This window comes from Polynucleobacter sp. IMCC 29146 (genome assembly GCF_021395195.1).
Classification (GTDB): Bacteria; Pseudomonadota; Gammaproteobacteria; order Burkholderiales; family Burkholderiaceae; genus Polynucleobacter.
Window position 1 is genome coordinate 200,930 of the sequence record NZ_JAJVCR010000005.1, and the last position, 22,392, is coordinate 223,321.

A 22,392-nucleotide genomic window follows, 5' to 3' on the forward strand; every position below is an offset into this window, starting at 1 on the left:
CTAATCTTAGCTCATGATGCCAATTTGCCATGGTACAAATTCATACTTACCTAAGTCAAGTAATTCACTCTTAGACTCCTCGCCTGAGGCAGTACGTAAAAAAAGTTCAAAAATACGTTGACCCATTTCTTGAACCGAGACGGTGCCATCCAAAATTTCACCGCAATTAATATCCATGTCTTCAGTTAGTTTGTTATACATCGGCGTATTGGTTGCTAATTTTAAGCAGGGCGCAGGTCTTGAGCCAAACATCGAGCCACGACCTGTTGTAAAAGCAATCAGGTTAGCCCCACCAGCAATTTGACCAGTTGCTGACACCGGATCAAAACCGGGGGTATCCATAAAAACAAAGCCCTTCGTGGTTACGGGTTCGGCATATTTATACACTTCCATCAAGGGTCCGGTACCACCTTTCATCGACGAGCCAAGTGATTTTTCAAAGATATTGGCAAGCCCGCCAATTTGATTGCCTGGACTTACTTTGCCATTAATTTGTACATCACGACCAGGTGAGTATTCATCTTTCCACCAGCGAATTCGTTCAATGAGTTTTTCCCCAACAGCCTGGCTAACAGCGCGTCGCGTTAAGGTATGTTCAACCCCATAAATTTCTGGAGTTTCTGAGAGAATGCCAGTACCACCATGACGGGCCAAGATGTCTACTGCCGCCCCCAAGGCGGGATTAGCCGTAATTGACGAAAAGCCATCAGACCCACCACACTGTAAGCCAACACTTAAATGACTTGCCGAAACTGTTTGCCGATTAAACTGATTTGCTGCCGGTAGCAGGGCTTTCACAGCTTCAATACCTGCCTCAATGGTTTTTCTTGTGCCACCACTTTCTTGCATGATGAAAGTATGTAGGGTAGAGCCCTCATGTAAATCTTCTTGTTCCATTAAACCTTTTAATTGGTTGCGTTCACACCCAAGGCCAATTACCAATGCTGCAGCTAAGTTCGGATGGCGTGCATAACCCGCCATAGTGCGGCGTAATAGTTGCATGGGCTCCCCAGACATTTCCATGCCGCAGCCAATCGAATGACTAAAAGCAGCCACGCCATCCACATTTGGATACTCCGCAAGACGTTCGGGAGTAAACCATTCAGCAATTTTATTGACTACCGTTGCTGAACAATTAACCGTTGCCAGAATACCAATGTAATTGCGCGTTCCCACTTTGCCATTGGCACGGACATACCCTTGAAAAGTTGCGCGCTCAGCTTCAGGCAGCAGAGCGATAGGTTGATATTCACTCGCGTAGGCGTAGTCACGATCAAATTCTTTAAAATCGGTATTGTGACTGTGTACCATCGTACCTGCTTCAATATCGGTATTGGCAAAGCCAACGGTTACGTTATATTTGAGGATGGGCTCACCCTTGAGAATTTTTTTGGCCGCTATTTTGTAACCCGCAGGTACTTGGCTACGGCTAGTAAAGTCTTCGCTTGGCACAGCAGTGCCAATGCCAATATCAACTCGCGCAACAACGACATTATCATGTGGGTGTAGCCGAATAATGGGCCCAATGAGCCGCTTTTCAGACATTTCTATCATGTACAGACCTCTTTAAAATGCAACTTAATACAGCGCTAATTAATCGATTTTAATACCTGCGTCTTTTACTACACGGCGCCAATTGATAATGCTGTCTCGAATGTATTTACTATATTCCTCAGGCGTGCCGCCAACCACATTAAAACCAAGCTCAGTAAGGCGTGTACGAATCTCAGGCATTTGCAGTACTTTATTCATTTCCTGATTTATCTTCAGAATAATGTCGCGCGGTGTAGCTGCTGGTGCCAGCACGCCCCAGTATGAACTAGCTTGACTAACCGCAGCTAAACCTACTTCACTAAAAGTAGGCACATTCGGTAAAGCGGGTGAGCGGGTATAGCCAGTGACCGCAAGGGCGCGCAGTTGACCGTTATCAATAAAGGCTTTGCTAGAGCTAATGTTAGTAAAAGTTGCCGCAACCTGACCCGCAACCGTATCTGTTACTGCTGGTCCCGCCCCCTTATATGGAGCATGAATCATATCGATTCCTGCAGTAAGTTTAAATAATTCACCGGTGAGATGTGAGGAGGTGCCCGCTCCAGCAGAAGCATAAGCTAAGGCGCCATTTTTCGTTTTTGCAAGCGCAATTAATTCACTAACAGTTTTTGCTGGTACAGCCGGATTGACGACGAGTGCACTCGCTCCCGAGGTCAGCAAAATGACAGCAGTAAGATCCTTAATACTGTCATAGGGTATTTTTTGTAAGAGCGCAGGATTTGAAGTAAAGGCAGTGTCAACAACCACAAAAGTGTAGCCATCGGGCTGGCTGCGCACGACCATTTCCGTGCCAATTGTGCTGCCCGAGCCAGGGCGATTTTCCAGAATAATTTGCTGACCCAATAATTCAGTCAGCTTGGGCGCAATGATGCGCATTTGCATATCTGTGCCCCCGCCGGGCGCAAATGGGATGACAAACTTTATAGGCCTATCGGGATAGGCAGCTAATGCCATACCCCCATGCAAAGCCCCAAGCGCAATCAGGCTTAAAAGAAGTTGTCGATAAATACTACTGAAACCTATTGAATGCATGATTGCTCCCTATTTTTACGTTCAATTTACCTGATTGCTGCGGGCAATACTAAATAAGCGTGGATTTAGACGTCATTATCGCGATCATTTATAATTATCAGTTCGGCGAATTAGCTCAGCTGGTTAGAGCGACGGAATCATAATCCGCAGGTCCGGGGTTCAAATCCCTGATTCGCCACCATTTTTGCACATCAATGCGTAGTTAAACCGAGCCCAGTATTCACTGATGTCCAGTTTTAGATACCGCTTTACTGAATCAGATTGTCTATGTAAAAGGTTTAATGGTGCGCCAAGAATGAGACATAACCCTAGAACAAGTTTTAACAACCAACTATGTTGGCTAGCTTTCGCCATTACATTGATAGCGGGCAGTGGGATTGCCCTGGCGCAAAAAAAGCCTGCCATTGATAAACCTAAAAATATTATTATTCTTTTTGCTGATGGGGTGGCCGGAACTCAAATAGACTTTGGTCGGTATTCAAGCGAACTATTACGCCAACAGGAGTTCGCATTAACCTCAATCGTGATGAATCAAGGTAGTTTTGGGCTAATGCATACCGAGTCGGCAACTGCTTATGTAACTGATTCTGCGGCTGCTGGTTCTGCAATGTCAATTGGGCAAAAGGTAAATAACGGAGTAATTTCAATCACACCTGATGGGAGGTCGCCAAGCACTATTCTTGCGCTAGCAAAACAGCAGGGCAAAAAAATTGGCATTATTTCTACAGCAGCTATCTACGACGCGAGCCCCGCTGCTTTTACGGTACATGCTAAATCTCGCCGAGATAGTGAGCATATTGTGAATCAATATGCAGAGCTAATGCCTGATGTATTAATGGGCGGTGGCGCAGACTACTTCAAACCCAAAAATGAAATCGGCGGTAAACGCCAAGACGGTAGAAATATGATTGATTTTTTCAAAGCAAAAAATTATCAAGTGGTACAGGATACAAAGCAGCTGGCAGGAATAAAACCAGGCAAAGTTTTAGGCCTATTTTCTGATGAAGACCTAGATTTTGAAATTGATCGTGACACAGCTTTACAACCTAGTTTGGCACAAATGTTAGGTGCTGCATTACAAGCACTAGCGGGCCAATTAACGCCTAGATCAAACGGCTTTATTCTTTTTGTTGAAAATGAAAACACCGATTCGGCAGGGCATCGTAATGATGTGGCGGCACTAATGCGCGATTTATGGAGTTTCGATGATGCTATAAAAGTGGCCATCGCGTTTCAAAAAAAATCACCAGATACCTTAATTATCGTTACCAGCGATCATGAGACGGGTGGATTTTCTCCTACCTATGGCCGTAAAAATAATGGTCCGTCAGGGGCAAATAATTATTTAAATGTAACGGCTAGTGAGCTTAAACAAATTGCGGAGTATAAAATTTCCTTGCAGGAAGCCACAGATCAGTTAGCGCTCAAGCGGAAAGAGGGCTATAGCAAAGAAAAATTGAGTGAATTTTTATCAGAGCAGTTGCTAAAAAATTTCCCCGAATTAAATTTAGATGCTGACCTGCGGGAAAAGATTTTGTTGAATCAATCCTTGGGACTCAATTTCAATTACTCGACCGCCAATTCCTTAGGCCTGGCAATTGCCAGGCAGACAGGTTTCTATTGGGGCACTTCTGGGCATACCAGCGAGCCAGTAATTGTTGCTGCTATTGGTCCGGGGGCCAAAATATTTAATGGTTATCTAGACAATACTGATTTTGCGAAAAAAATAAAACAATTATTAGAAATTCAGTAAAACTACAAGCTAAGTCACCATTTTTTCGTTTATTCAGTATGCTATCAAAATGCAAATCACCAAATTAAGATCTTCATTCCTACTTTCTTCCATCGCACTCATTGCCGCAGTGCTGGTTTCGCTAGTGGGCTGCTCAAGCACGTCGGTGTCGCTTTATGCTGCACAACAACCCAAGTTGGTGTTGCCTGAATATTTTAATGGGACGCTTGATGCTTATGGTTTGTTCACTGATCGCAGCGACGCAGTAGTCAAACGTTTTACTGTCGTGATAAAAGCCAATTGGGTTATTAAGGATGGCAAAAATGTGGGCACACTCGATGAAGATTTCACTTATTCAGATGGCACTAAACAAAGACGTATTTGGACTTTAGTAGAAACTGCTCCAGGGCGCTATTCAGGGACAGCGAGCGATGTGGTAGGCGAGGCGCTAGGCGAGGTTGCTGGCAATGCATTGAATTGGCAGTACACCTTGGCGCTGCCCGTCGATGGCTCAATTTATCACGTGCAATTTGAAGACTGGATGTACTTAATGACCGATAAGGTGATGTTAAATAAAGCCAAAATGAGTAAGTTTGGTATTTATCTCGGTGAAGTTACACTCGCTTTTTATAAGCGCTAAGCGCAAACAGTTCACTGTGCGACAAAAAATTGCTAATTTTGTTTTATTTCAGGTAGGCTGGTTTGCTTGTATTTTTGGGGGTGCCTTTGGCTATGTCATGGGCGCCGTAATTTTTTCCCTAGCCTTGGTAGCCGTTTCAGTCTGGCAGGCACCTTTTAAAAAGGCAGAAATCAGCTTATTCCTTAAAATTGGGCTGTATGGACTTGTTGGCGATACGCTGCTACAGCACTTAGGGCTTCTACACTTTAAATCCCCAGTACCCTGGCCATTTCTTTCGCCCATTTGGATGTGGACCCTATGGGTTTTATTTGCCACCACCCTCAATCAGTCGATGGCCTGGCTGCAGGGCAAACCTCTAATAGCCGCCTTATTGGGAAGTATCTTTGGCCCACTTTCTTACATAGCTGGCGTTGAAATGGGTGCAGCAACTTGGGGTAATCAAACCCAAGCCATTGTTTTAATTGGACTTATTTGGGCAATTGGCATGCCTGTTTTTCTATTTTGGGCTAAACAAGTGCCAAAAATAGCACCCCTCACAGAAAAAAATAGCCCTAAATAAATTGAGTGCTTGCAAAGACTACTGTTTTTATATACAGTAACTCCTAAGTTGTTAGTAACAAAGAAACAGGACACGGGCCAAGCCCAGTTAAAAGCGAAAAGGATAGCCATGGAAGACAAGAAAAAATCAGCCTCATCCGAGTTTGACGGCATGAGCGGAGATAAACAAAAGGCGCTATCAGCAGCTTTAGCGCAAATTGAAAAACAATTTGGTAAAGGCTCGATCATGCGATTGGGCGATGCTGAAATCAATCGCGATATACAAGTTGTATCAAGCGGTTCTTTAGGGCTCGATGTTGCCTTAGGCGTTGGGGGCTTAGCGCGTGGCCGGGTAATAGAAATATACGGTCCTGAAGCATCGGGCAAAACTACACTCACACTGCATGCCATCGCCGAGATGCAAAAAATTGGTGGCACGTGCGCATTCATTGATGCTGAACATGCCTTAGATGTGCAGTATGCAACCCGCTTGGGAGTAGATGTAAATAACCTCTTAATTTCTCAGCCAGATACGGGTGAGCAAGCACTTGAAATTGCTGATGCATTAGTACGCTCAGGTTCAATCGATTTAATTGTGATCGACTCCGTAGCTGCATTAGTGCCTCGTGCTGAAATCGAAGGTGATATGGGCGATTCATTACCTGGATTACAGGCACGGTTAATGAGCCAAGCGCTTCGTAAATTAACTGGCACTATCAAACGAACCAATTCAATGGTCATTTTCATCAATCAAATTCGGATGAAGATTGGCGTGATGTTTGGCTCCCCAGAAACGACTACAGGCGGTAATGCCTTAAAGTTTTATGCCACTATGCGTTTAGATATTCGTCGCATTGGCAGTATCAAGAAGGGCGATGAAGTAGTTGGCAATGAAACCCGTGTGAAGGTGGTAAAAAACAAAGTGTCGCCCCCATTCCGTGAAGCGATCTTCGATATCATGTATGGCACGGGTATTTCGCGCGAGGGAGAAATTATCGACATGGGCGTTGAGGCCGATATCGTCGAAAAATCAGGCTCTTGGTATAGCTATAACACAGAGCGCATTGGCCAAGGCAAAGATAATGCACGCGAATTCTTAAAAGAAAATCCAGAAATTGCTAAAGAAATTGAAGCCAAAATTCGGGAGAAATTAGGCGTTAAGTCGGGCACACAAGTGGTTGCCAGTGTGCTGAGTGATGAGGAACTCGAGTCGGCTGATGCCTGATTCAGGTGATGTTCTAAAAGCCCGTAAGTCGCAAAGCCCGAGTCTCAAAGCTCGGGCTTTGCGACTTTTATCTTTGCGCGAGTACAGCCGTAAAGACCTAGGTAGTAAATTAAGTGAATACGCCTCTCAAATAGACCTAGTCGAAGGCGATAACATGCTCACGATCGAAAGCATTCTCGATGATTTTGAGCAACGTGGTTGGTTGTCTGATACCCGTTTTGCCGAAGCTTTAGTGCGCCGCCGTAGCGAGCGCTATGGGATGCGAAAAATTCAAGGCGAATTAAATAGAGCAGGGGTCAGTTCCGAGCATAGCGCTGAACTACTTGAACAATTGAAGTTAAGCGAATTTACCCGCGCTAAAGAGCTGTGGGAGAGAAAGTTTGACCTTATCGCTACTGAACCCAAAGAACGTGCCCGGCAATACCGATTTTTAGTCTCCAAAGGCTTTAATGCTGATCTAGTGGCTAGAATTATCAGCGGTAAGCCCAATAAGCAGTAACTACCCTCGGGGCATAAAACGCTGCCTCGACACGGCAAAATGCTAGACTTACGCAGTTAAGCCCAGTCAAATCCCGTTTCAGGAGTAGTTATGAAAATTCACGAATACCAAAGCAAAGCAATTTTGCGCCAATTTCATGTTCCAGTACCCAATGGCATGCCTGTATTTAGCGTAGATGAGGCCTTACAGGCTGCAGAAAAATTGGGTGGTCCAGTATGGGTCGTAAAAGCACAAATTCATGCTGGGGGACGCGGTAAAGGAGGTGGGGTTAAGTTGGCAAAAAATATGGCGGAAGTAAAAACCTTTGCCAGTGAAATTTTGGGTATGCAACTGATTACCCATCAAACCAGCCCCAGCGGCCAAAAAGTACGGCGACTATTAATTGAAGATGGAGCCGACATCAAAAAAGAGTACTACTTCAGCATCTTGACCGATCGAGCCACGCAAAAAAATGTGGTCATGGCATCGAGTGAAGGTGGCATGGATATTGAAGAAGTTGCCGCTAAAACGCCAGAAAAAATTATTAAAGTCTTTGTCGATCCTTTGGTAGGATTAACCGATACTCAATGTGACGAAATTGCCAATAGTATTGGCATTCCTGCTAGTTCGTTATCTCAGGCGCGTGAAGTATTTAAGAATTTATATAAAACCTATTGGGATACCGATGCTTCATTGGTGGAAATTAATCCTTTGATATTAGAAGGAAACGGCAATATCAAAGCGCTCGATGCCAAGTTTGATTTTGATGCCAATGCCTTATATCGTCATCCCGAAATCGTGGCTTATCGTGATGAGGATGAAGAAGATCCCGCAGAAATTGAAGCCTCTAAATTTGATTTGGCTTATATCTCACTTGACGGCAATATTGGCTGTTTAGTTAATGGTGCTGGCTTAGCCATGGCAACTATGGATACCATCAAATTATTTGGCGGTGAACCAGCGAACTTTTTAGATGTTGGTGGCGGCGCTAATGCAGAAAAAGTCACTGAAGCATTTAAGATCATGCTAAAAAATAAAAGTGTGAAGGCCATCTTGGTGAATATTTTTGGTGGCATTATGAAATGCGACGTCATTGCTGAGGGTGTTGTTACAGCATGCAAAGCCGTTAACCTTTCAGTGCCATTAGTAGTGCGAATGAAAGGCACCAACGAAGATTTAGGCAAAAAGATTTTGGCCGACTCAGGCTTGCCCATCATTAGCGCCGACTCGATGGCCGAAGCCGCAACTAAAGTAGTGGCTGCAGTAAAGGCTGCTTAGTACTACTTCATACCCATACAAACTCGTTAGTTAAAGCCACTCATTTAGTTATCTCAATAATTAGGAATTAGATTATGTCAATTTTGATTAATAAAAATACCAAAGTGATTACCCAAGGAATCACGGGCAAGACCGGTCAATTTCATACTGAAAAATGTCAGGAATACGCGAATGGTAAAAATTGCTTCGTGGCAGGAGTCAATCCAAAAAAAGCGGGCGAATCGATTTTCAATATCCCCATTTTTGGCACGGTAAAAGAGGCTGCACAACAAACGGGTGCAACCGTATCGGTTATTTATGTACCCCCACCTGGTGCCGCTGCTGCTATTTGGGAAGCGGTCGAAGCGGATTTAGATTTTGTAATTTGCATCACTGAGGGTATTCCAGTGCGCGACATGTTGGAAGTACGCAATAAAATGCGCGCTAAGGAAGCCCAAGGTGGCAAAAAAACCCTCTTGTTAGGCCCAAATTGCCCCGGAATTATTACCCCTGAAGAAATCAAAATTGGCATCATGCCAGGCCATATTCATCGGAAAGGCCGCATTGGTGTGGTCAGTCGCTCGGGCACCTTAACCTATGAGGCAGTAGGGCAACTAACCGCAATTGGTTTAGGTCAATCAACTGCGGTAGGTATAGGCGGTGACCCCATCAATGGCTTAAAGCATATCGACATCATGAAGTTATTTAATGATGATCCCGAGACCGATGCGGTCATTATGATTGGTGAAATTGGTGGCCCAGACGAAGCAGATGCAGCTCGCTGGTGCCAAAAGAATATGAAAAAGCCCATAGTGGGCTTTATTGCTGGGGTTACAGCCCCTGCAGGTAAGCGTATGGGTCACGCTGGTGCATTGATTTCAGGCGGTGCCGATACGGCCGACGCAAAACTCGCAGTTATGGAAGAATGTGGTTTCAAGGTCACACGCAACCCATCGGAAATGGCGGTTTTATTAAAGGCAATGCTATAAAAAGCAAGTGCGTAGACTCAAGCAAAGCAGCATATAAAAAGATGATAAAAAAATAGGAACTGAGGAGATTTTATGGAATTAATGGCAGCATTTTCAGATGCATCGTTTTGGTTGGCGTTGGGCTCAATTATTGTGGCAAATATTTTGTTATCAGGCGATAACGCAGTGGTAATTGCTTTGGCCTCACGTAATTTGCAACCAAAACAACAAAAGACCGCAATTTTCTGGGGTAGTGCCGCCGCCATTATTCTCAGGGTAGTTTTAACCATTACCGCAGTGCAACTGCTGGGCTTACCTTACTTAAAAATCGTTGGCGCAATTTTATTGCTCTATATCGGCGTGCAATTACTAGCTGATAGCGATGAAGATCCCGAAATGAAGGCCGAGTCAAATATCTGGGGAGCAATCCGTACGATCTTGATCGCCGACTTAGTCATGAGTTTAGATAACGTTATTGCGGTTGCAGCAGCGGCTCAAAAAGGCCCTGAAGAAACGCGGCTATTACTACTCATCATTGGTTTGGGTTTATCCATTCCATTGATTATTTTTGGTAGCACCATGCTATTAAAAGTAATGGAACGTTTCCCTGTAGTAATCACCCTAGGCGCAGGCTTATTGGGCTTGTTAGCTGGCGGTATGTTTGTTGAAGATCCTGCTATTAAAGAAACGATTCAAGTGGCAATGGAGGATGCACATACCACTTTTGAAATGGTAGGGGTCGTGTTTGTGGTATTGCTGGGCACTTGGCTTAAAAGAAAAAATAGACGCAAACGAGCCCATAAAGCATAAGTGATTTACCACTTAATCTGAAAAGCCGACAAACAAAGTCGGCTTTTTCTTATGCCTAAACGGCTTGAGTACTTGAGCGTATGAGTTGATCATCCTATTTTCCACTCGAAAAGGATAGTTGAACATGAAAAAACGTAATGGCTTTACCTTAATTGAGGTGATGGTTGTTGTAGCCATCATTGGCATCTTGGTGGCGGTAGCTGTACCTCAATACCAAGACTATATTGCACGAAGTCGCATTGTTGAAGGCATGAATTTATCGTCAAGCGCAAAACTGGCTGTTACTGAAGTCTTTGCCAGCCGGGGTACTATTGCTATGGATGAAGCTACTAAAGGCGCTTTCTCATTTGTACCAACGCGCAGCGTTAAGCTGATAGAAATTTTGCCAAGCGGTGCAATTGCTATCGATTTTCAGCAATCTGTTTCTGTTGATGGTAAAAATGCTTTAGTTTTAATACCAACCAATGATCCCGATGCATCAATGCCAAGCGAGGTTGATTTATCAAAGCCTGCAGGCATGAATTGGGCCGGCGGATGGTCTTGTCGATCTAAAGAGTCAACGCTGCCACAACAATTGTTGCCGGCCGAATGTCGCTCTACCAAATAAGGTAAGCCTAGCTGCAGACCTTGAAATGCCGTAAGTGAGTCAGCTTAGTATTTACTACTTAGTGAACTCATTTACGGTATTCATGTAATCACCATGTTTTCCACAGGCTCGATTGAAGGCTACCCCAGAGAAAGAAATCGCATTGCCAATGGGCAGCCATTGGCCCGTAATTGCTTCATTCAACTTATTTAGTTGGTATTTTTTATTTTGGCAATCAGCACGATAAGTCCAGAGAATTTCATCGCTTAACAATGTATCTAGCTTATATGAAATTAAGCGCATCTCTTTATTGCCTGTTTTCTTATCAGCTACAAGTTGCTTATACAGAATATCGAATACCACTGGCGGAGGCGGTAAAGGATCAGGTTTAATTGGTACAGGAGCTTTTGCAGGAGTTAATTTAACCTCTGGTAATGGCGGCTTAATTATTGGCGGGTCTTGGTATAAGAAATAATAACGCGCAGGGTTGCCAAAAACAGTGCGCCCACACAGCCTTACCTTAACCCAATGCATCGCCGTATTACCTTTAATGTCTTTCCATTCTCCTTGGCTGACGCCCAGATCATTTAAGCTTGAGATGGCAGGAGTTTTTGGCGGTGGCGCTGGTTTTTCTCCAGGAACAACAGGTACGAAGGGGATTGAAGGCGCATAGACTTCGGAAATTTGAGCTTTAAAGATATTCAGAGCGCAGTCAATTTCAATCAAAGCAGGCTGCAAAATAATGATAGGCACTACTTTTTTGACAAGCTTTGGGTCTAACTTCAGATCAACCGTCTTTTCCGCCATCTGACTAGAGCCCATATCTGCCGGTGGAGATAACTTCTGTTCTAGCTTAGGATCAAGCTTTGGCTCTACAACTACTTCAATAACTTCCGGTGGGTTCGCTGGATGAGAAATGCCCACTGGGGGTGCATCTAGAGCAGCTTCCTTGGCATTTGCCGGAATACCAATTTTGGGCCAAGGCTGACCCTTAGCTTTAGTGAGTACTTCTAAGCTAATTACACCCTCATCATTCTGCTTAAGGGTGGTGGGGTCATAAAACCATTCGAGATTAGCCGAATCTACCAAATAGACCCAATCGTTAAAAGTAAATGGCTTTAAGGGTGTTTGGGTATTTTTTTTGTCTGTAGCTGTGTAGCCGGGAAAAAAAGGCGCAAGCAAGCTGGAACAACTAGCAGTTAAAAGCAAAACAGCGCACAAAAATAGGGAACGGAAAAATGCGGTCATATCCCCTATCTTAATTGCTTCCTACTTAGCCTTCCACTCCCCGCTCTTACCGCCACTCTTTTCTAAGAGCTTGATATCACTCATGACCATGCCACGGTCTACGGCTTTGCACATATCGTAGATGGTGAGGAGGGCGACTTGGACTGCGGTGAGGGCTTCCATTTCGACGCCGGTAGGGCCCGTAGTCTCGGCACGTACTTGGCAGTGAATGGTATGGCTTTTAGCATCGGCTTCAAAATTGACGCTAACGTGACTTAGGGCAAGGGGGTGACAAAGGGGGATCAAATCAGCTGTTTTTTTGGCCGCCTGAATTCCTGCAATGCGGGCGATTCCTAAAACATCCCCTTTTTTATGGCTTCCTGCCTCAACCATGGCAAAGGTTTCGGCCAGCATGCAAATAGAGCCAGTAGCAATTGCTAAGCGCTGGGTATGGTCCTTATCTCCCACATTAACCATATGGGCTTGACCGCTATCATCAAAATGTGTGAGTTTATTCATAGGATAAGTTTTACCATAGAGGGATGGAAATCGAAATTTTGGATAAATTGGGTCAAATTTGCTACCGCCGTCTGCGGCAATGGATTGCGCTTAGTTTAATTGCTGCACTTGCTTTACCCATGCCCTTGATGATTTCAACAGCACGGGCTGCCGATGTGTCGGTGCAGGGTAATTCAGCTATTTTAGAAAATTTAGGGAGAGCTGTGCAATCGCCGGATGCGCGCTCGAGTAATCTGCCGCCGCGATCGCAAACTACAGAGCGGCCCACCTTGTTATTGCCCGACATGGGCGATCCTGGAGGTAATGCATTGAGCCCATTAGAAGAGCGAAAGATGGGCGAACGGATTATGCGTGAAATTCGTCCTGACCCTGATTATTCAGACGATTTACCAATTTATGATTTTTTAAATGAAATGGAGCGACGCCTATTGCAAACTGCCAAAAAATTACAATTGGGCGGAGCAAATAATCAAGGTAGCGCAGCTTATAACTATGAAATTTTCTTAGTAAAAGACCCCTCAATAAATGCTTTTGCTTTACCAGGCGGGTTTATTGGTTTTCACACTGGCCTAATCGTGGCAGCAGAAAGTGAGTCTGAGGTTGCATCGGTGATGGGACATGAAACTGGACATGTGTTGCAGCGGCATTTAGCACGACAAATGGACAAGCAAACCACCAACACTATGATTGCTTTAGCGGGCGCCTTGTTGGGTGCATTAGCGGCAGCAAAAAATCCGGCAGCAGCCCAAGGCTTAATGACTGGCGGGCAAGCCTTAGCAATTAATAATCAATTATCGTATTCGCGGGATGCCGAGCGCGAAGCAGATCGTATTGGCTTTGAAATTTTGCAAGGTAGCGGTTACGACGTGAATGCAATGCCTTTATTTTTCCAGCGCTTACAAAAAGCCACTGGCATTATGGATAAAGGTATTCCAGAATATGTGCGCACCCATCCTTTAACGACTGATCGTATTGCCGATATGCAAGATCGAGCTCGGGTCGTGCCCCCACGCAATATACCCCCATCAATTGAGTTTTATTTAATTAAAGCGCGCGCCCGAGTTGAACAACAAAGTAGTTCGAGTGGTTTATACGATTTACGCTTAATCTTTGATGGCTTGAGTAAGCAATCTCAAGCAGAAAAACAGCTAGAGGGCTATTACGGCTTAGCTTTAGTAGCTCAACGGCAGGGCAAAATTGATCAAGCAGAAGGGTTTTTACAGAAGGTCCGAAACCTGACCCAGGCCGTCATTGCCCCAGGCTCGCCTATTCAGCGCCAAAGCATTTCTTTAGATGTTACAACTGCTGAGCTGGCCATGGCCAAAGGAAAATTAGCGGAGTCTTTGCAGATTGCTCAAGCCAGTGTGAAAGCCTTTCCACAGTCGTATGCGGCGCCTGTAGCAATGATTAATGCTGAATTAAAACTCGGGCGCAATGCTGAAGCGATTTCTTGGCTGAAAAATCGCACTAAATTACAAGCTTCAGAGCCTTTATGGTGGTCTTTGTTAGCCACCGCCTATCGGCAAGATAATAAACTGGCGTTACATCATTACGCTTTGGCAGAAAAATTTGCTTTAGAAGGTGCTTTACCATACGCAATAGATCAATTAAAAATCGCTCGCTCAATTGGGGGTAGTGATTTTTATCAAGCCTCTACAATTGATGCTCGCATTCGTGATTATCAGCGGATGTTTCGCGAGCAACAGCAAGATGAAGGCAGACCAGGGCGCCAACCGAGTTAAGCCCATGAATTAGTGTAGGGACTTAGTGTAGGCCGTGATGTTTAGTAGGTAGAGGAAAATTTTCTTCAGTTGAGCGGCTTGCATGTAAATGAGCAATGCGCCATCCTTGGCTATCTTGCAAAATAACCAAAGTAATATTTAAGAAAAATTCGGCTTCAATTTGATCGGGCTGAAAATGAACCGCTTCAGTGGTGTCATAAATGGCAGTACCTAATGTCGCATGGGACATGCTGTAAATGGGCTCAAGAAATAGAGCTCGGGTCGCTAAGAGCCGCTCTAAACCCTTGCGAATTTCAGCGTGGCCACTTAAACGTTGCCCTTCAGGCAGAACACAAGTAATGTTGTCATCGTCTAACCAAAGATCAAGTGCACCTTGTACATTTCGGTGGGCCAAGGTATTTCGCCAGGCATCTACTAATTCATCGGCATTTTGAAACAGGCGAGCAAGGCTGGGCATCTCGATTTCCTAAAGATTCAAGGCAGTAAAAACCTGCGCTGGAGTAATTTCTTGTAAACAGGCTAAGGTGCCAAGCGGACAGGTGCGCTGGTAGCAAGGACTGCAAGGTAAGTGTAACCAAATGACGCTAGCTTTAATCGATTGGGGGGGAGTATGGCGTGGGTCGCTTGAACCAAAAATAGCCACTTGCTGAATTTCTAAAGCTGCCGCAATATGCATTAGGCCTGAATCATTGCTCACCATTGCTTGACAATTTGCAATGGTAGCAAGTGCCTGATTAAGGCTAGTGGTGCCACACCAATTATGTAAACGGGCGGTGTTAATCCCCGAATTTTTTGCTTGTTCCTGAATAGATTGCCCTATTTCATGATCGCTAGCACTGCCTAAAATGATGATGTGGGCGCGCATATTGTGTTGCAAAATCATCGCGGCAAGGGCCGCAAAGTGTGAACTTGGCCAGCGTTTTGCTGGGCCAAATTCTGCGCCGGGTGCCAAAACATAGAGCGCCGCAACGTCAATTTTTTCTTTGGCTAAGCGTTGCTGAATTTCAGTTTGATCCTGATCAGGAATAAATAAACGCGCTGGCTTACTGGAGACCAACTCGCCTATAGGTAAGGCTAACTTGGGGAGCAAATGCAATAATTTGGCGTAGTGTTCCACCATCGGCCCGCGCGCGGTTTGCGGTGGATTAGCTAAAGCATGGGTGATTAATCCCCAGCGCATTTCTCCACGATAGCCAATTCGAACAGGTATTTTTGCCAACCAAGGGATGAGGGCAGCTTTTAAACTATTCGGCAAGATAAAACAGGACGTGTAATGAGCCAAACGGAATTGTTGTGCTAGTTGCAAACGCGTACGCCACTGTAATTTGCCGTGCTGAAGTGGCACCTCAATTACCTGATTCACTTCGGCGCAAGCGCGATAAATAGGCGCCACCCAAGGCGTTACGAGCACATCAATATGGCAAGTAGGAAGTGCCTGCTTAATGGCCGCAATGAACGGCTGACTCATCACCGCATCACCAATCCAATTTGGGGCGATGATGAGGATACGAGTAACCGAGTTAATGGCCGTGGGGCGCGGTTCCGGGAATGAGGCGATATTCTGTTCCACAATAAGGACACTTTGCTTGACCCGTATCGACGATATCGAGAAAAACGCGCGGATGTAAATTCCAGCTAGGGCTTGCGCCAGGCGGGCAGTGTAAAGGCAAATCTTTACCATCAATCATGATGGGCTTTAAGTTTGCTGAGGATTCGGTAGTCACTTGCATTGTCATTACTTCACTAGGGTTAGCCATGACTTATAACGCTCATTTTTCCCATAGACCGTAGAGAAAAATACATCTTGAATTTGCTTGGTAATAGGTCCTTTTAGGCCATCGCCAATCATCCGATCATCAAGCTCACGAATCGGTGTTACTTCAGCTGCAGTGCCCGTGAAAAACGCTTCATCGGCGGTGTAAACTTCATCGCGCGTGAGACGCTTTTCTTTGACTTTAAGCCCTAGGTCATGAGCAATATCAATAATTGAGTCGCGGGTGATGCCATCTAGGCACGAAGCAAGATCAGGGGTATACACAATACCGTTACGCACCATAAAGAAATTTTCACCCGAACCTTCCGAAACATATCCTTCGGTATCTAGTAGTAGCGCTTCATCATAGCCGTTGGCAGCGACTTCTTGGTGCGCCAAAATAGAGTTAATGTAGTAGCCTGATGCTTTTGCGCGAACTAATGAAGAGTTCACAAAGTGGCGCGTGAAGGAGGATGTCTTTACGCGAATTCCTTTATTTAAGCCGTCTTCCCCAAGGTATGCCCCCCATTCCCAAGCGGCAATGGAGGTATGAATGGTATTGCCGGTGGGCGAAACCCCTAATTTTTCTGAGCCAATAAAAACAATTGGCCGAATATAGCAAGCCGCTAATTTATTATCTTTAACGACATCGATAATGGCTTGGGTAATTTGCGCTTCGTTATAGGGAATTGGCATTTGGAAAATTTTCGTGCCATTAAAGAGGCGCTTAACGTGTTCTTTAAGGCGAAAAATCGCTGGGCCATCAGGAGTTTTATAAGCCCGAATACCCTCAAATACCCCCATACCGTAATGCAGGGAATGGGTGAGTACATGAATATTGGCATCACGCCAGGGAACCATCTTCCCATCAAACCAAATAAAGCCATCGCGGTCAGACATCGACATGTTTTTACCCTTTGTAGCAGTTTAAGAAAAAGCCCTTTGAAGCCTATGAGCCAAGCTGGCTAGGCATTTAAAGCACTTATTGTAGAGCAGGTAAGCTCTTTATTGAGCGCGCCAGTAAAGAAGGTGGTGGGAGAGGTGAGTTTTCATTAAAATGGAGGCCATTTCCCTTAATTTCAGCTGCCTTCTATGCCTGCCACCCTTTTTAATGTTAAGCGCCTTAGCGACCTCGTAACCACGGGTCAACTGCAGGGCAAGCGAGTACTAATTAGGGCTGATTTGAATGTACCCCAAGATGAAACCGGAAAGATCACCGAAGAGACCCGCATTAGGGCCTCGATGCCCGCAATACAAATGTGCCTCGATGCGGGTGCGGCGGTAATGGTTACATCGCATTTAGGTCGGCCTACTGAAGGGCAATTTAGGCCAGAAGATAGTTTGGCGCCAGTGGCTCGCCGTATTGCGGAATTATTAAATCGCAAGGTTGCGCTAATTAGTGGCTGGGTTGATGGTGGCTTTGAAGTGAAACCAGGTGAATTAGTACTCTTAGAAAATTGCCGTCTCAATGTAGGCGAAAAGAAAAATAGCGAAGTCTTAGCCAAGAAGATTGCCGCATTATGCGATGTCTACGTTAATGATGCATTTGGCACTGCACACCGTGCCGAAGCCACCACTTATGGGGTTGCCCAATTTGCCCCCATTGCCTGCGCCGGCCCTTTAATGGCGGCAGAATTAGATGCCCTTAGCCGTGCGCTGGCCAATCCAAAGCGCCCGCTGGTGGCAATTGTGGCTGGATCCAAGGTTTCTTCCAAGTTAACCATCTTAAAATCGTTAGCGAGCAAAGTTGATGAATTAATTGTCGGTGGCGGAATTGCTAATACATTTATGTTGGCCAAAGGCTTGCCAATTGGCAAATCGTTAGCTGAGCCCGATTTAGTGCAAGAAGCACGCGACATCATGGAGTTAATGGAAAAGCGCGGTGCGCATGTACCGCTTCCCGAAGATGTGGTGGTCGCAAATGAGCTTTCACCTTTAGCCAGAGCCAATCGAGTAGCAGTTAGCGAGATTGCACCCGACGATATGATCCTTGATATTGGTCCAAAAGCAGCAGCAAAATTATCGATTATGTTAGCTAATGCTGGCACGATTGTCTGGAATGGCCCCTTAGGGGTATTTGAAATTGACCAATTTGGTGGTGGTACCAAAATGTTAGCTGCGGCAATTGCCCATTCACCTGCGTTTTCAATTGCTGGCGGCGGCGATACTCTAGCGGCCATTGCGAAATATGGCATTGAAAAACAAGTCGACTATATTTCTACGGGTGGTGGCGCATTCCTCGAATTTCTTGAGGGGAAAACGCTACCAGCTTTTGCAGTATTGATTGAACGAGCCAAAGAAAATAATAAAGAATAACCCTAAAGGACAGCATGTTAAGAGCTACAAAAATTATTGCCACCCTCGGCCCTGCTTCAGAAAAGCCCGAGGTATTACGCGAGATGATTCGAGCGGGCCTCGACGTCGTGCGGCTTAATTTTTCTCACGGTACCGTTGCCGATCATTTGGCGCGGCATAATTTAGTGCGTACGATTTCAGCGGAAATAGGCCGTGAAGTTGGCATTATGGCTGATTTACAGGGCCCTAAAATTCGCGTTGGTAAGTTTGCGAATGGCAAAGTGCAACTACAAGAGGGTGCACCATTTATTTTAGATGTCGCTTGCGAATTAGGTAATGAGGAGCGAGTGGGTCTTGATTATAAAAATTTACCTCAAGATGTTAAAGCTGGTGATCGACTATTGTTAAATGATGGCCTGATAGTTTTACGTGTAGTTAGCGTGCAGGGTAAGGAGATTCATACTCTAGTTGAGCTCGGTGGTCCGCTGTCGAATAACAAGGGAATTAATCGCGCTGGTGGTGGCTTAACAGCGCCGGCCCTAACCGAAAAAGATATTCAAGATTTAGATGCAGCGATTGCGATGGGCGTCGATTTCATCGCTATTAGCTTTCCTAAAGATGGCGCCGATATGGCAATTGCCCGTAAGTTGGCAGATGCAGCTAGCGTCAAGCATGGCGTTGGCAAAGTGAAGTTAATTGCTAAGGTGGAGCGGGCAGAAGCAATTGTGCCCGAGGCCTTGGCTAGCATTATTCATGAGAGCGATGGCATTATGGTAGCCCGCGGTGATTTGGCGATTGAAGTTGGCAACCCAGCAGTACCAGCACTACAAAAACGAATGATTCGTTTAGCTCGCGAAGCGGATAAATTTACGATTACCGCAACCCAAATGATGGAGTCGATGATTAGTGCCCCCGTACCCACTCGCGCAGAAGTGAGCGATGTTGCAAATGCCGTTCTCGATGGCACAGACGCCGTCATGCTTTCAGCCGAGTCTGCCACAGGCCTTTATCCAGTAAAAACCATTGAGCAAATGGCCGAAATTTGTATCGAGGCTGAAAAATCAGAATCGGTACGATTAGATACCGACTTTTTGGATCAAACCTTTACCCGCATTGATCAATCTATCGCCTTAGGGGCTTTATTTACAGCCCATCATTTAAATGCAGCTGCGATAGCGGCGTTAACTGAGTCAGGATCAACCCCGATTTGGATGAGTCGTCATAATATTCATGTACCCATCTTTGCACTGACCTCTAAGGTATCAACCCAAAGAGCTTTAAGCACCTATCGTAATGTCACTCCAATTAGCATTGAAGTCAGCAAAGACCGTGAAACTGCATTGCGCCAAGTTGAAGAACGATTAAAAAAGAGTGGGGCGGTCAAGTCTGGCGATACTATCGTATTAACCATTGGTGAGCCGATGGGTGAACCCGGCGGTAGTAATACATTAAAAATTGTTAAGGTGAAGTGAGTAAACTGCATTCACTGTTTTTATTTTTTCTTTAGAGGATTGCTATGCCCTTGGTATCAATGCGTCAATTATTAGATCATGCTGCTGAAAACAACTACGGCTTGCCTGCATTTAACGTCAATAATTTGGAGCAAGTACAGGCCATTATGAGCGCGGCTGACGAGGTTGGCTCACCAGTCATCATGCAGGCTTCAGCGGGCGCCAGAAAATACGCAGGCGAGGCATTTTTACGGCATTTAATTTCAGCTGCAGTTGAATCCTATCCCCATATTCCTATTGTGATGCATCAAGATCATGGGCAAAGCCCAGCAGTCTGTATTGCTGCCATTGAAAGTGGCTTCACTAGTGTGATGATGGATGGCTCACTCGAAGCTGACGGTAAGTCAGTGGCTAGTTATGAGTACAACATTGCTGTCTCTCAAGAAGTAGTTAAGCTTTCACATGCGATTGGGGTTACCGTAGAGGCTGAATTGGGTGTTTTAGGTTCTTTAGAGACCATGAAAGGCGATAAAGAAGATGGTCATGGCGCCGATGGCACGATGACCCGCGAACAGTTGCTTACTGATGTTGAGCAAGCGGCTGACTTTGTTAAAGCGACCCAATGCGATGCCTTAGCTATTGCAATTGGTACTAGTCATGGCGCTTATAAGTTCACTAAGAAACCTACTGGTGATATTTTGGCGATCGAGCGTATCCGCGAAATTCATGCGCGCATTCCGAATACCCATTTAGTGATGCATGGCTCATCTAGCGTGCCGCAAGAGTTATTAGCGATCATTCGTGAATTTGGTGGTGAGATGAAAGAAACTTATGGCGTGCCAGTTGAAGAAATTCAAATTGGTATTAAAAATGGTGTACGCAAAATCAATATTGATACTGATATTCGTTTGGCGATGACAGCTGCCATTCGCCGTTATTTATTTGAAAACCCGGGTAAGTTTGATCCACGGGATTATTTAAAGCCTGCCCGTGAAGCTGCAAAACTGATTTGTATTGCACGCTATACCGAGTTTGGTTCCGCAGGGCAGGCCAGTAAAATTAAACCCATCTCCTTGGAAAAAATGGCCGCGCGCTATCGAGCTGGTGAGTTGGCGCAGATCGTTAAATAACATGGCTGCTCTCTATACTAGTTCGATTCAATCTTTACCTTTGCTGTCCAAAGGAAAGGTTCGAGATGTATACGCAATTGGCGACGATAAATTACTGATGATTACGACTGATCGCTTATCGGCTTTTGACGTCATCATGGGTAAACCGATTCCTGAAAAGGGAATTGTGCTCAATAAAATGGCCAATTTTTGGTTTCAAAAGCTTGCGCATCTGATTCCAAATCATTTAACGGGCATCAATCCGGAATCCGTCGTTAGCCCAAATGAGGTAGACCAGGTACAGGGGCGGGCGGTAGTTGCAAAGCGCCTACAACCTATTTTGGTCGAAGCCGTAGTGCGAGGCTATTTAGCAGGTAGTGGCTGGAAAGAATATCAGGCGAGCGGTAGTGTGTGCGGCATTGCTTTACCGGCAGGCTTACAGAATGCCCAGAAATTGCCGGCACCCATTTTTACTCCTGCTGCAAAAGCAGCTGCTGGTCACCATGACGAAAATATAACTTTTGCTGAAATGGTTAAGCGCATTGGCGCACCTTTAGCTGAGCAAATTCGTGCGGTAAGTATTCAACTGTATCAAGAGGCTGCCGCTTTTGCAGCGGAGCGGGGCATCATCATTGCTGATACGAAATTCGAATTTGGCCTAGATGCAAATAATCAACTGGTTTTAATGGATGAAATTTTAACTGCAGATTCATCACGATTTTGGCCCGCGGAAACTTATCAGCTTGGTATTAATCCGCCCTCTTACGATAAACAATTTATTCGCGATTGGCTCGAAGCAATTTCAATTGATGGTAAGCCTTGGTCTAAGCAAGCGCCCGCTCCCGATTTACCCGATGAAGTGATTAATCAAACCGCAGAAAAATATCGAGAAGTGTTAGCGCGCTTAGTCAGCGTAACTAAGAAAAACTAAATTAATGTTACTAAATGGATGAGGGTATTGGGCGAGAGGAAAGAAAATGAGCACTAAAAAACCACTAATTGGTATTGTGATGGGCTCTGATTCTGATTGGAGCACCATGGAGGCTGCGGCACAAATTTTGGAGCTATTTGCTGTACCCTTTGAATGCCAAGTGCTTTCCGCACACCGTATGCCAGATGCGCTGTTTAGTTATGCAGAACAAGCGCAAGCCCGTGGTTTACGGGCCATTATTGCTGGCGCAGGCGGCGCCGCACATTTGCCGGGTATGTTGGCAGCCAAAACACAGGTACCTATTTGTGGCGTTCCTGTACCGAGTAAATATTTACGTGGCGAAGATTCACTATATTCTATTGTGCAAATGCCTAAAGGTATTCCAGTTGCCACTTTTGCTATTGGAGAGGCAGGAGCGGCGAACGCAGCTTTATATGTAATTGCCACTCTGGCTTTAGATCATCCTGAATTAAGTCAACAATTAACCGAGTTTCGTGCTCAACAAACTGCAAAAGCAAGCGCAATGACATTACCGCGGAGCACTTAAAT

The 22,392-nt window shown here is 45.2% G+C and carries 23 protein-coding genes and 1 tRNA gene; 16 read left to right on the forward strand and 8 right to left on the reverse strand.

Features of this window, described 5'->3' with window-relative positions:
* Window positions 1-6 precede the first annotated feature (6 nt).
* Both LZT22_RS08160 and LZT22_RS08165 read right to left on the reverse strand, forming a co-directional pair.
* Complete coding sequence (locus LZT22_RS08160; protein ID WP_233924601.1) at window positions 7-1,554, reverse strand: UxaA family hydrolase; 1,548 nt, start codon at window positions 1,552-1,554, stop codon at window positions 7-9.
* Window positions 1,555-1,593: 39 nt separating this feature from the next.
* On the reverse strand, window positions 1,594-2,583 hold the full coding sequence (locus LZT22_RS08165; RefSeq protein WP_233924602.1) for a tripartite tricarboxylate transporter substrate binding protein: 990 nt from the start codon (window positions 2,581-2,583) through the stop codon (window positions 1,594-1,596).
* Between the two features lie 104 nt (window positions 2,584-2,687).
* Between LZT22_RS08165 and LZT22_RS08170 the strand changes: the two genes are divergently transcribed.
* The 10 genes from LZT22_RS08170 to LZT22_RS08220 all read left to right on the forward strand — a co-directional run bounded on the left by LZT22_RS08170 (window position 2,688) and on the right by LZT22_RS08220 (window position 10,837).
* A tRNA-Met gene (locus tag LZT22_RS08170) sits at window positions 2,688-2,764 on the forward strand.
* 114 nt (window positions 2,765-2,878) lie between these two features.
* Window positions 2,879-4,336 (forward strand): alkaline phosphatase, encoded by a 1,458-nt coding sequence (locus tag LZT22_RS08175; RefSeq protein ID WP_233924604.1) that lies wholly within the window; start codon window positions 2,879-2,881, stop codon window positions 4,334-4,336.
* Window positions 4,337-4,385: 49 nt separating this feature from the next.
* Window positions 4,386-4,955, forward strand: a complete 570-nt coding sequence (locus LZT22_RS08180; protein ID WP_233924606.1) for a DUF3833 domain-containing protein — start codon at window positions 4,386-4,388, stop codon at window positions 4,953-4,955.
* Window positions 4,956-4,971: 16 nt separating this feature from the next.
* Window positions 4,972-5,514 carry a DUF2878 domain-containing protein gene (locus LZT22_RS08185; protein WP_233924608.1) on the forward strand — a complete coding sequence of 181 codons (543 nt, stop codon included), beginning with the start codon at window positions 4,972-4,974 and terminating at the stop codon, window positions 5,512-5,514.
* A gap of 108 nt (window positions 5,515-5,622) precedes the next feature.
* A complete protein-coding gene (gene recA / locus LZT22_RS08190; RefSeq protein WP_233924610.1) occupies window positions 5,623-6,717 on the forward strand; it encodes a recombinase RecA in 1,095 nt (364 codons plus the stop codon).
* On the forward strand, window positions 6,710-7,216 hold the full coding sequence (gene recX / locus LZT22_RS08195) for a recombination regulator RecX (RefSeq protein WP_233924612.1): 507 nt from the start codon (window positions 6,710-6,712) through the stop codon (window positions 7,214-7,216). Before recA ends, recX begins: the two co-directional genes overlap by 8 nt.
* Window positions 7,217-7,306: 90 nt before the next feature.
* Window positions 7,307-8,473, forward strand: a complete 1,167-nt coding sequence (gene sucC / locus LZT22_RS08200) for an ADP-forming succinate--CoA ligase subunit beta (protein WP_233924614.1) — start codon at window positions 7,307-7,309, stop codon at window positions 8,471-8,473.
* A gap of 74 nt (window positions 8,474-8,547) precedes the next feature.
* Window positions 8,548-9,441, forward strand: a complete 894-nt coding sequence (sucD, locus tag LZT22_RS08205; RefSeq protein ID WP_233924616.1) for a succinate--CoA ligase subunit alpha — start codon at window positions 8,548-8,550, stop codon at window positions 9,439-9,441.
* Between the two features lie 81 nt (window positions 9,442-9,522).
* Window positions 9,523-10,230 carry a TerC family protein gene (locus tag LZT22_RS08210; protein WP_370634772.1) on the forward strand — a complete coding sequence of 236 codons (708 nt, stop codon included), beginning with the start codon at window positions 9,523-9,525 and terminating at the stop codon, window positions 10,228-10,230.
* A gap of 124 nt (window positions 10,231-10,354) precedes the next feature.
* A complete protein-coding gene (locus LZT22_RS08220) occupies window positions 10,355-10,837 on the forward strand; it encodes a pilin (RefSeq protein ID WP_304610427.1) in 483 nt (160 codons plus the stop codon).
* Window positions 10,838-10,891: 54 nt separating this feature from the next.
* On the opposite strand, the gene LZT22_RS08225 is transcribed toward LZT22_RS08220, so the two are convergent.
* Together LZT22_RS08225 and moaC are read right to left on the reverse strand one after the other, a co-directional pair.
* Window positions 10,892-12,064: a hypothetical protein gene (locus tag LZT22_RS08225; RefSeq protein ID WP_233924620.1), complete on the reverse strand. Its 1,173-nt coding sequence runs from the start codon at window positions 12,062-12,064 to the stop codon at window positions 10,892-10,894.
* A 21-nt stretch (window positions 12,065-12,085) separates the two neighbouring features.
* Window positions 12,086-12,562, reverse strand: coding sequence for a cyclic pyranopterin monophosphate synthase MoaC (gene moaC, locus LZT22_RS08230; RefSeq protein ID WP_233924621.1), 477 nt, complete (start codon window positions 12,560-12,562; stop codon window positions 12,086-12,088).
* A 23-nt stretch (window positions 12,563-12,585) separates the two neighbouring features.
* Between moaC and LZT22_RS08235 the strand changes: the two genes are divergently transcribed.
* Window positions 12,586-14,304: a M48 family metalloprotease gene (locus tag LZT22_RS08235; protein WP_233924622.1), complete on the forward strand. Its 1,719-nt coding sequence runs from the start codon at window positions 12,586-12,588 to the stop codon at window positions 14,302-14,304.
* A 22-nt stretch (window positions 14,305-14,326) separates the two neighbouring features.
* On the opposite strand, the gene LZT22_RS08240 is transcribed toward LZT22_RS08235, so the two are convergent.
* Genes LZT22_RS08240 through LZT22_RS08255 form a run of 4 tightly spaced genes read right to left on the reverse strand, consistent with a single transcriptional unit; the run spans window position 14,327 to window position 16,963 of the window.
* Entirely contained in the window at window positions 14,327-14,761 is a 435-nt protein-coding gene (locus LZT22_RS08240) for a nuclear transport factor 2 family protein (RefSeq protein WP_233924623.1), read from the reverse strand.
* A 9-nt stretch (window positions 14,762-14,770) separates the two neighbouring features.
* Window positions 14,771-15,874, reverse strand: coding sequence for a lipopolysaccharide heptosyltransferase II (gene waaF / locus LZT22_RS08245; RefSeq protein WP_370635205.1), 1,104 nt, complete (start codon window positions 15,872-15,874; stop codon window positions 14,771-14,773).
* The gene (locus tag LZT22_RS08250; RefSeq protein WP_233924672.1) at window positions 15,825-16,034 is read right to left on the reverse strand and encodes a zinc-finger domain-containing protein; all 210 of its coding nucleotides are present in this window, start codon (window positions 16,032-16,034) and stop codon (window positions 15,825-15,827) included. The genes waaF and LZT22_RS08250 overlap by 50 nt, the downstream gene beginning before the upstream one ends.
* Window positions 16,035-16,039: 5 nt before the next feature.
* Window positions 16,040-16,963 carry a branched-chain amino acid transaminase gene (locus LZT22_RS08255; protein ID WP_233924624.1) on the reverse strand — a complete coding sequence of 308 codons (924 nt, stop codon included), beginning with the start codon at window positions 16,961-16,963 and terminating at the stop codon, window positions 16,040-16,042.
* A gap of 186 nt (window positions 16,964-17,149) precedes the next feature.
* Here LZT22_RS08255 and LZT22_RS08260 point away from each other — a divergent pair, with 186 nt between their 5' ends.
* Genes LZT22_RS08260 through purE form a run of 5 tightly spaced genes read left to right on the forward strand, consistent with a single transcriptional unit; the run spans window position 17,150 to window position 22,390 of the window.
* Window positions 17,150-18,373 carry a phosphoglycerate kinase gene (locus tag LZT22_RS08260; protein ID WP_233924625.1) on the forward strand — a complete coding sequence of 408 codons (1,224 nt, stop codon included), beginning with the start codon at window positions 17,150-17,152 and terminating at the stop codon, window positions 18,371-18,373.
* A 14-nt stretch (window positions 18,374-18,387) separates the two neighbouring features.
* Window positions 18,388-19,824 carry a pyruvate kinase gene (pyk, locus tag LZT22_RS08265; RefSeq protein WP_233924626.1) on the forward strand — a complete coding sequence of 479 codons (1,437 nt, stop codon included), beginning with the start codon at window positions 18,388-18,390 and terminating at the stop codon, window positions 19,822-19,824.
* Window positions 19,825-19,868: 44 nt separating this feature from the next.
* Window positions 19,869-20,933 carry a class II fructose-bisphosphate aldolase gene (fba, locus tag LZT22_RS08270; RefSeq protein WP_233924627.1) on the forward strand — a complete coding sequence of 355 codons (1,065 nt, stop codon included), beginning with the start codon at window positions 19,869-19,871 and terminating at the stop codon, window positions 20,931-20,933.
* 1 nt (window position 20,934) lies between these two features.
* Window positions 20,935-21,843 carry a phosphoribosylaminoimidazolesuccinocarboxamide synthase gene (locus LZT22_RS08275; protein WP_233924628.1) on the forward strand — a complete coding sequence of 303 codons (909 nt, stop codon included), beginning with the start codon at window positions 20,935-20,937 and terminating at the stop codon, window positions 21,841-21,843.
* Window positions 21,844-21,889: 46 nt separating this feature from the next.
* Entirely contained in the window at window positions 21,890-22,390 is a 501-nt protein-coding gene (purE, locus tag LZT22_RS08280) for a 5-(carboxyamino)imidazole ribonucleotide mutase (RefSeq protein WP_233924629.1), read from the forward strand.
* Window positions 22,391-22,392 lie beyond the last annotated feature (2 nt).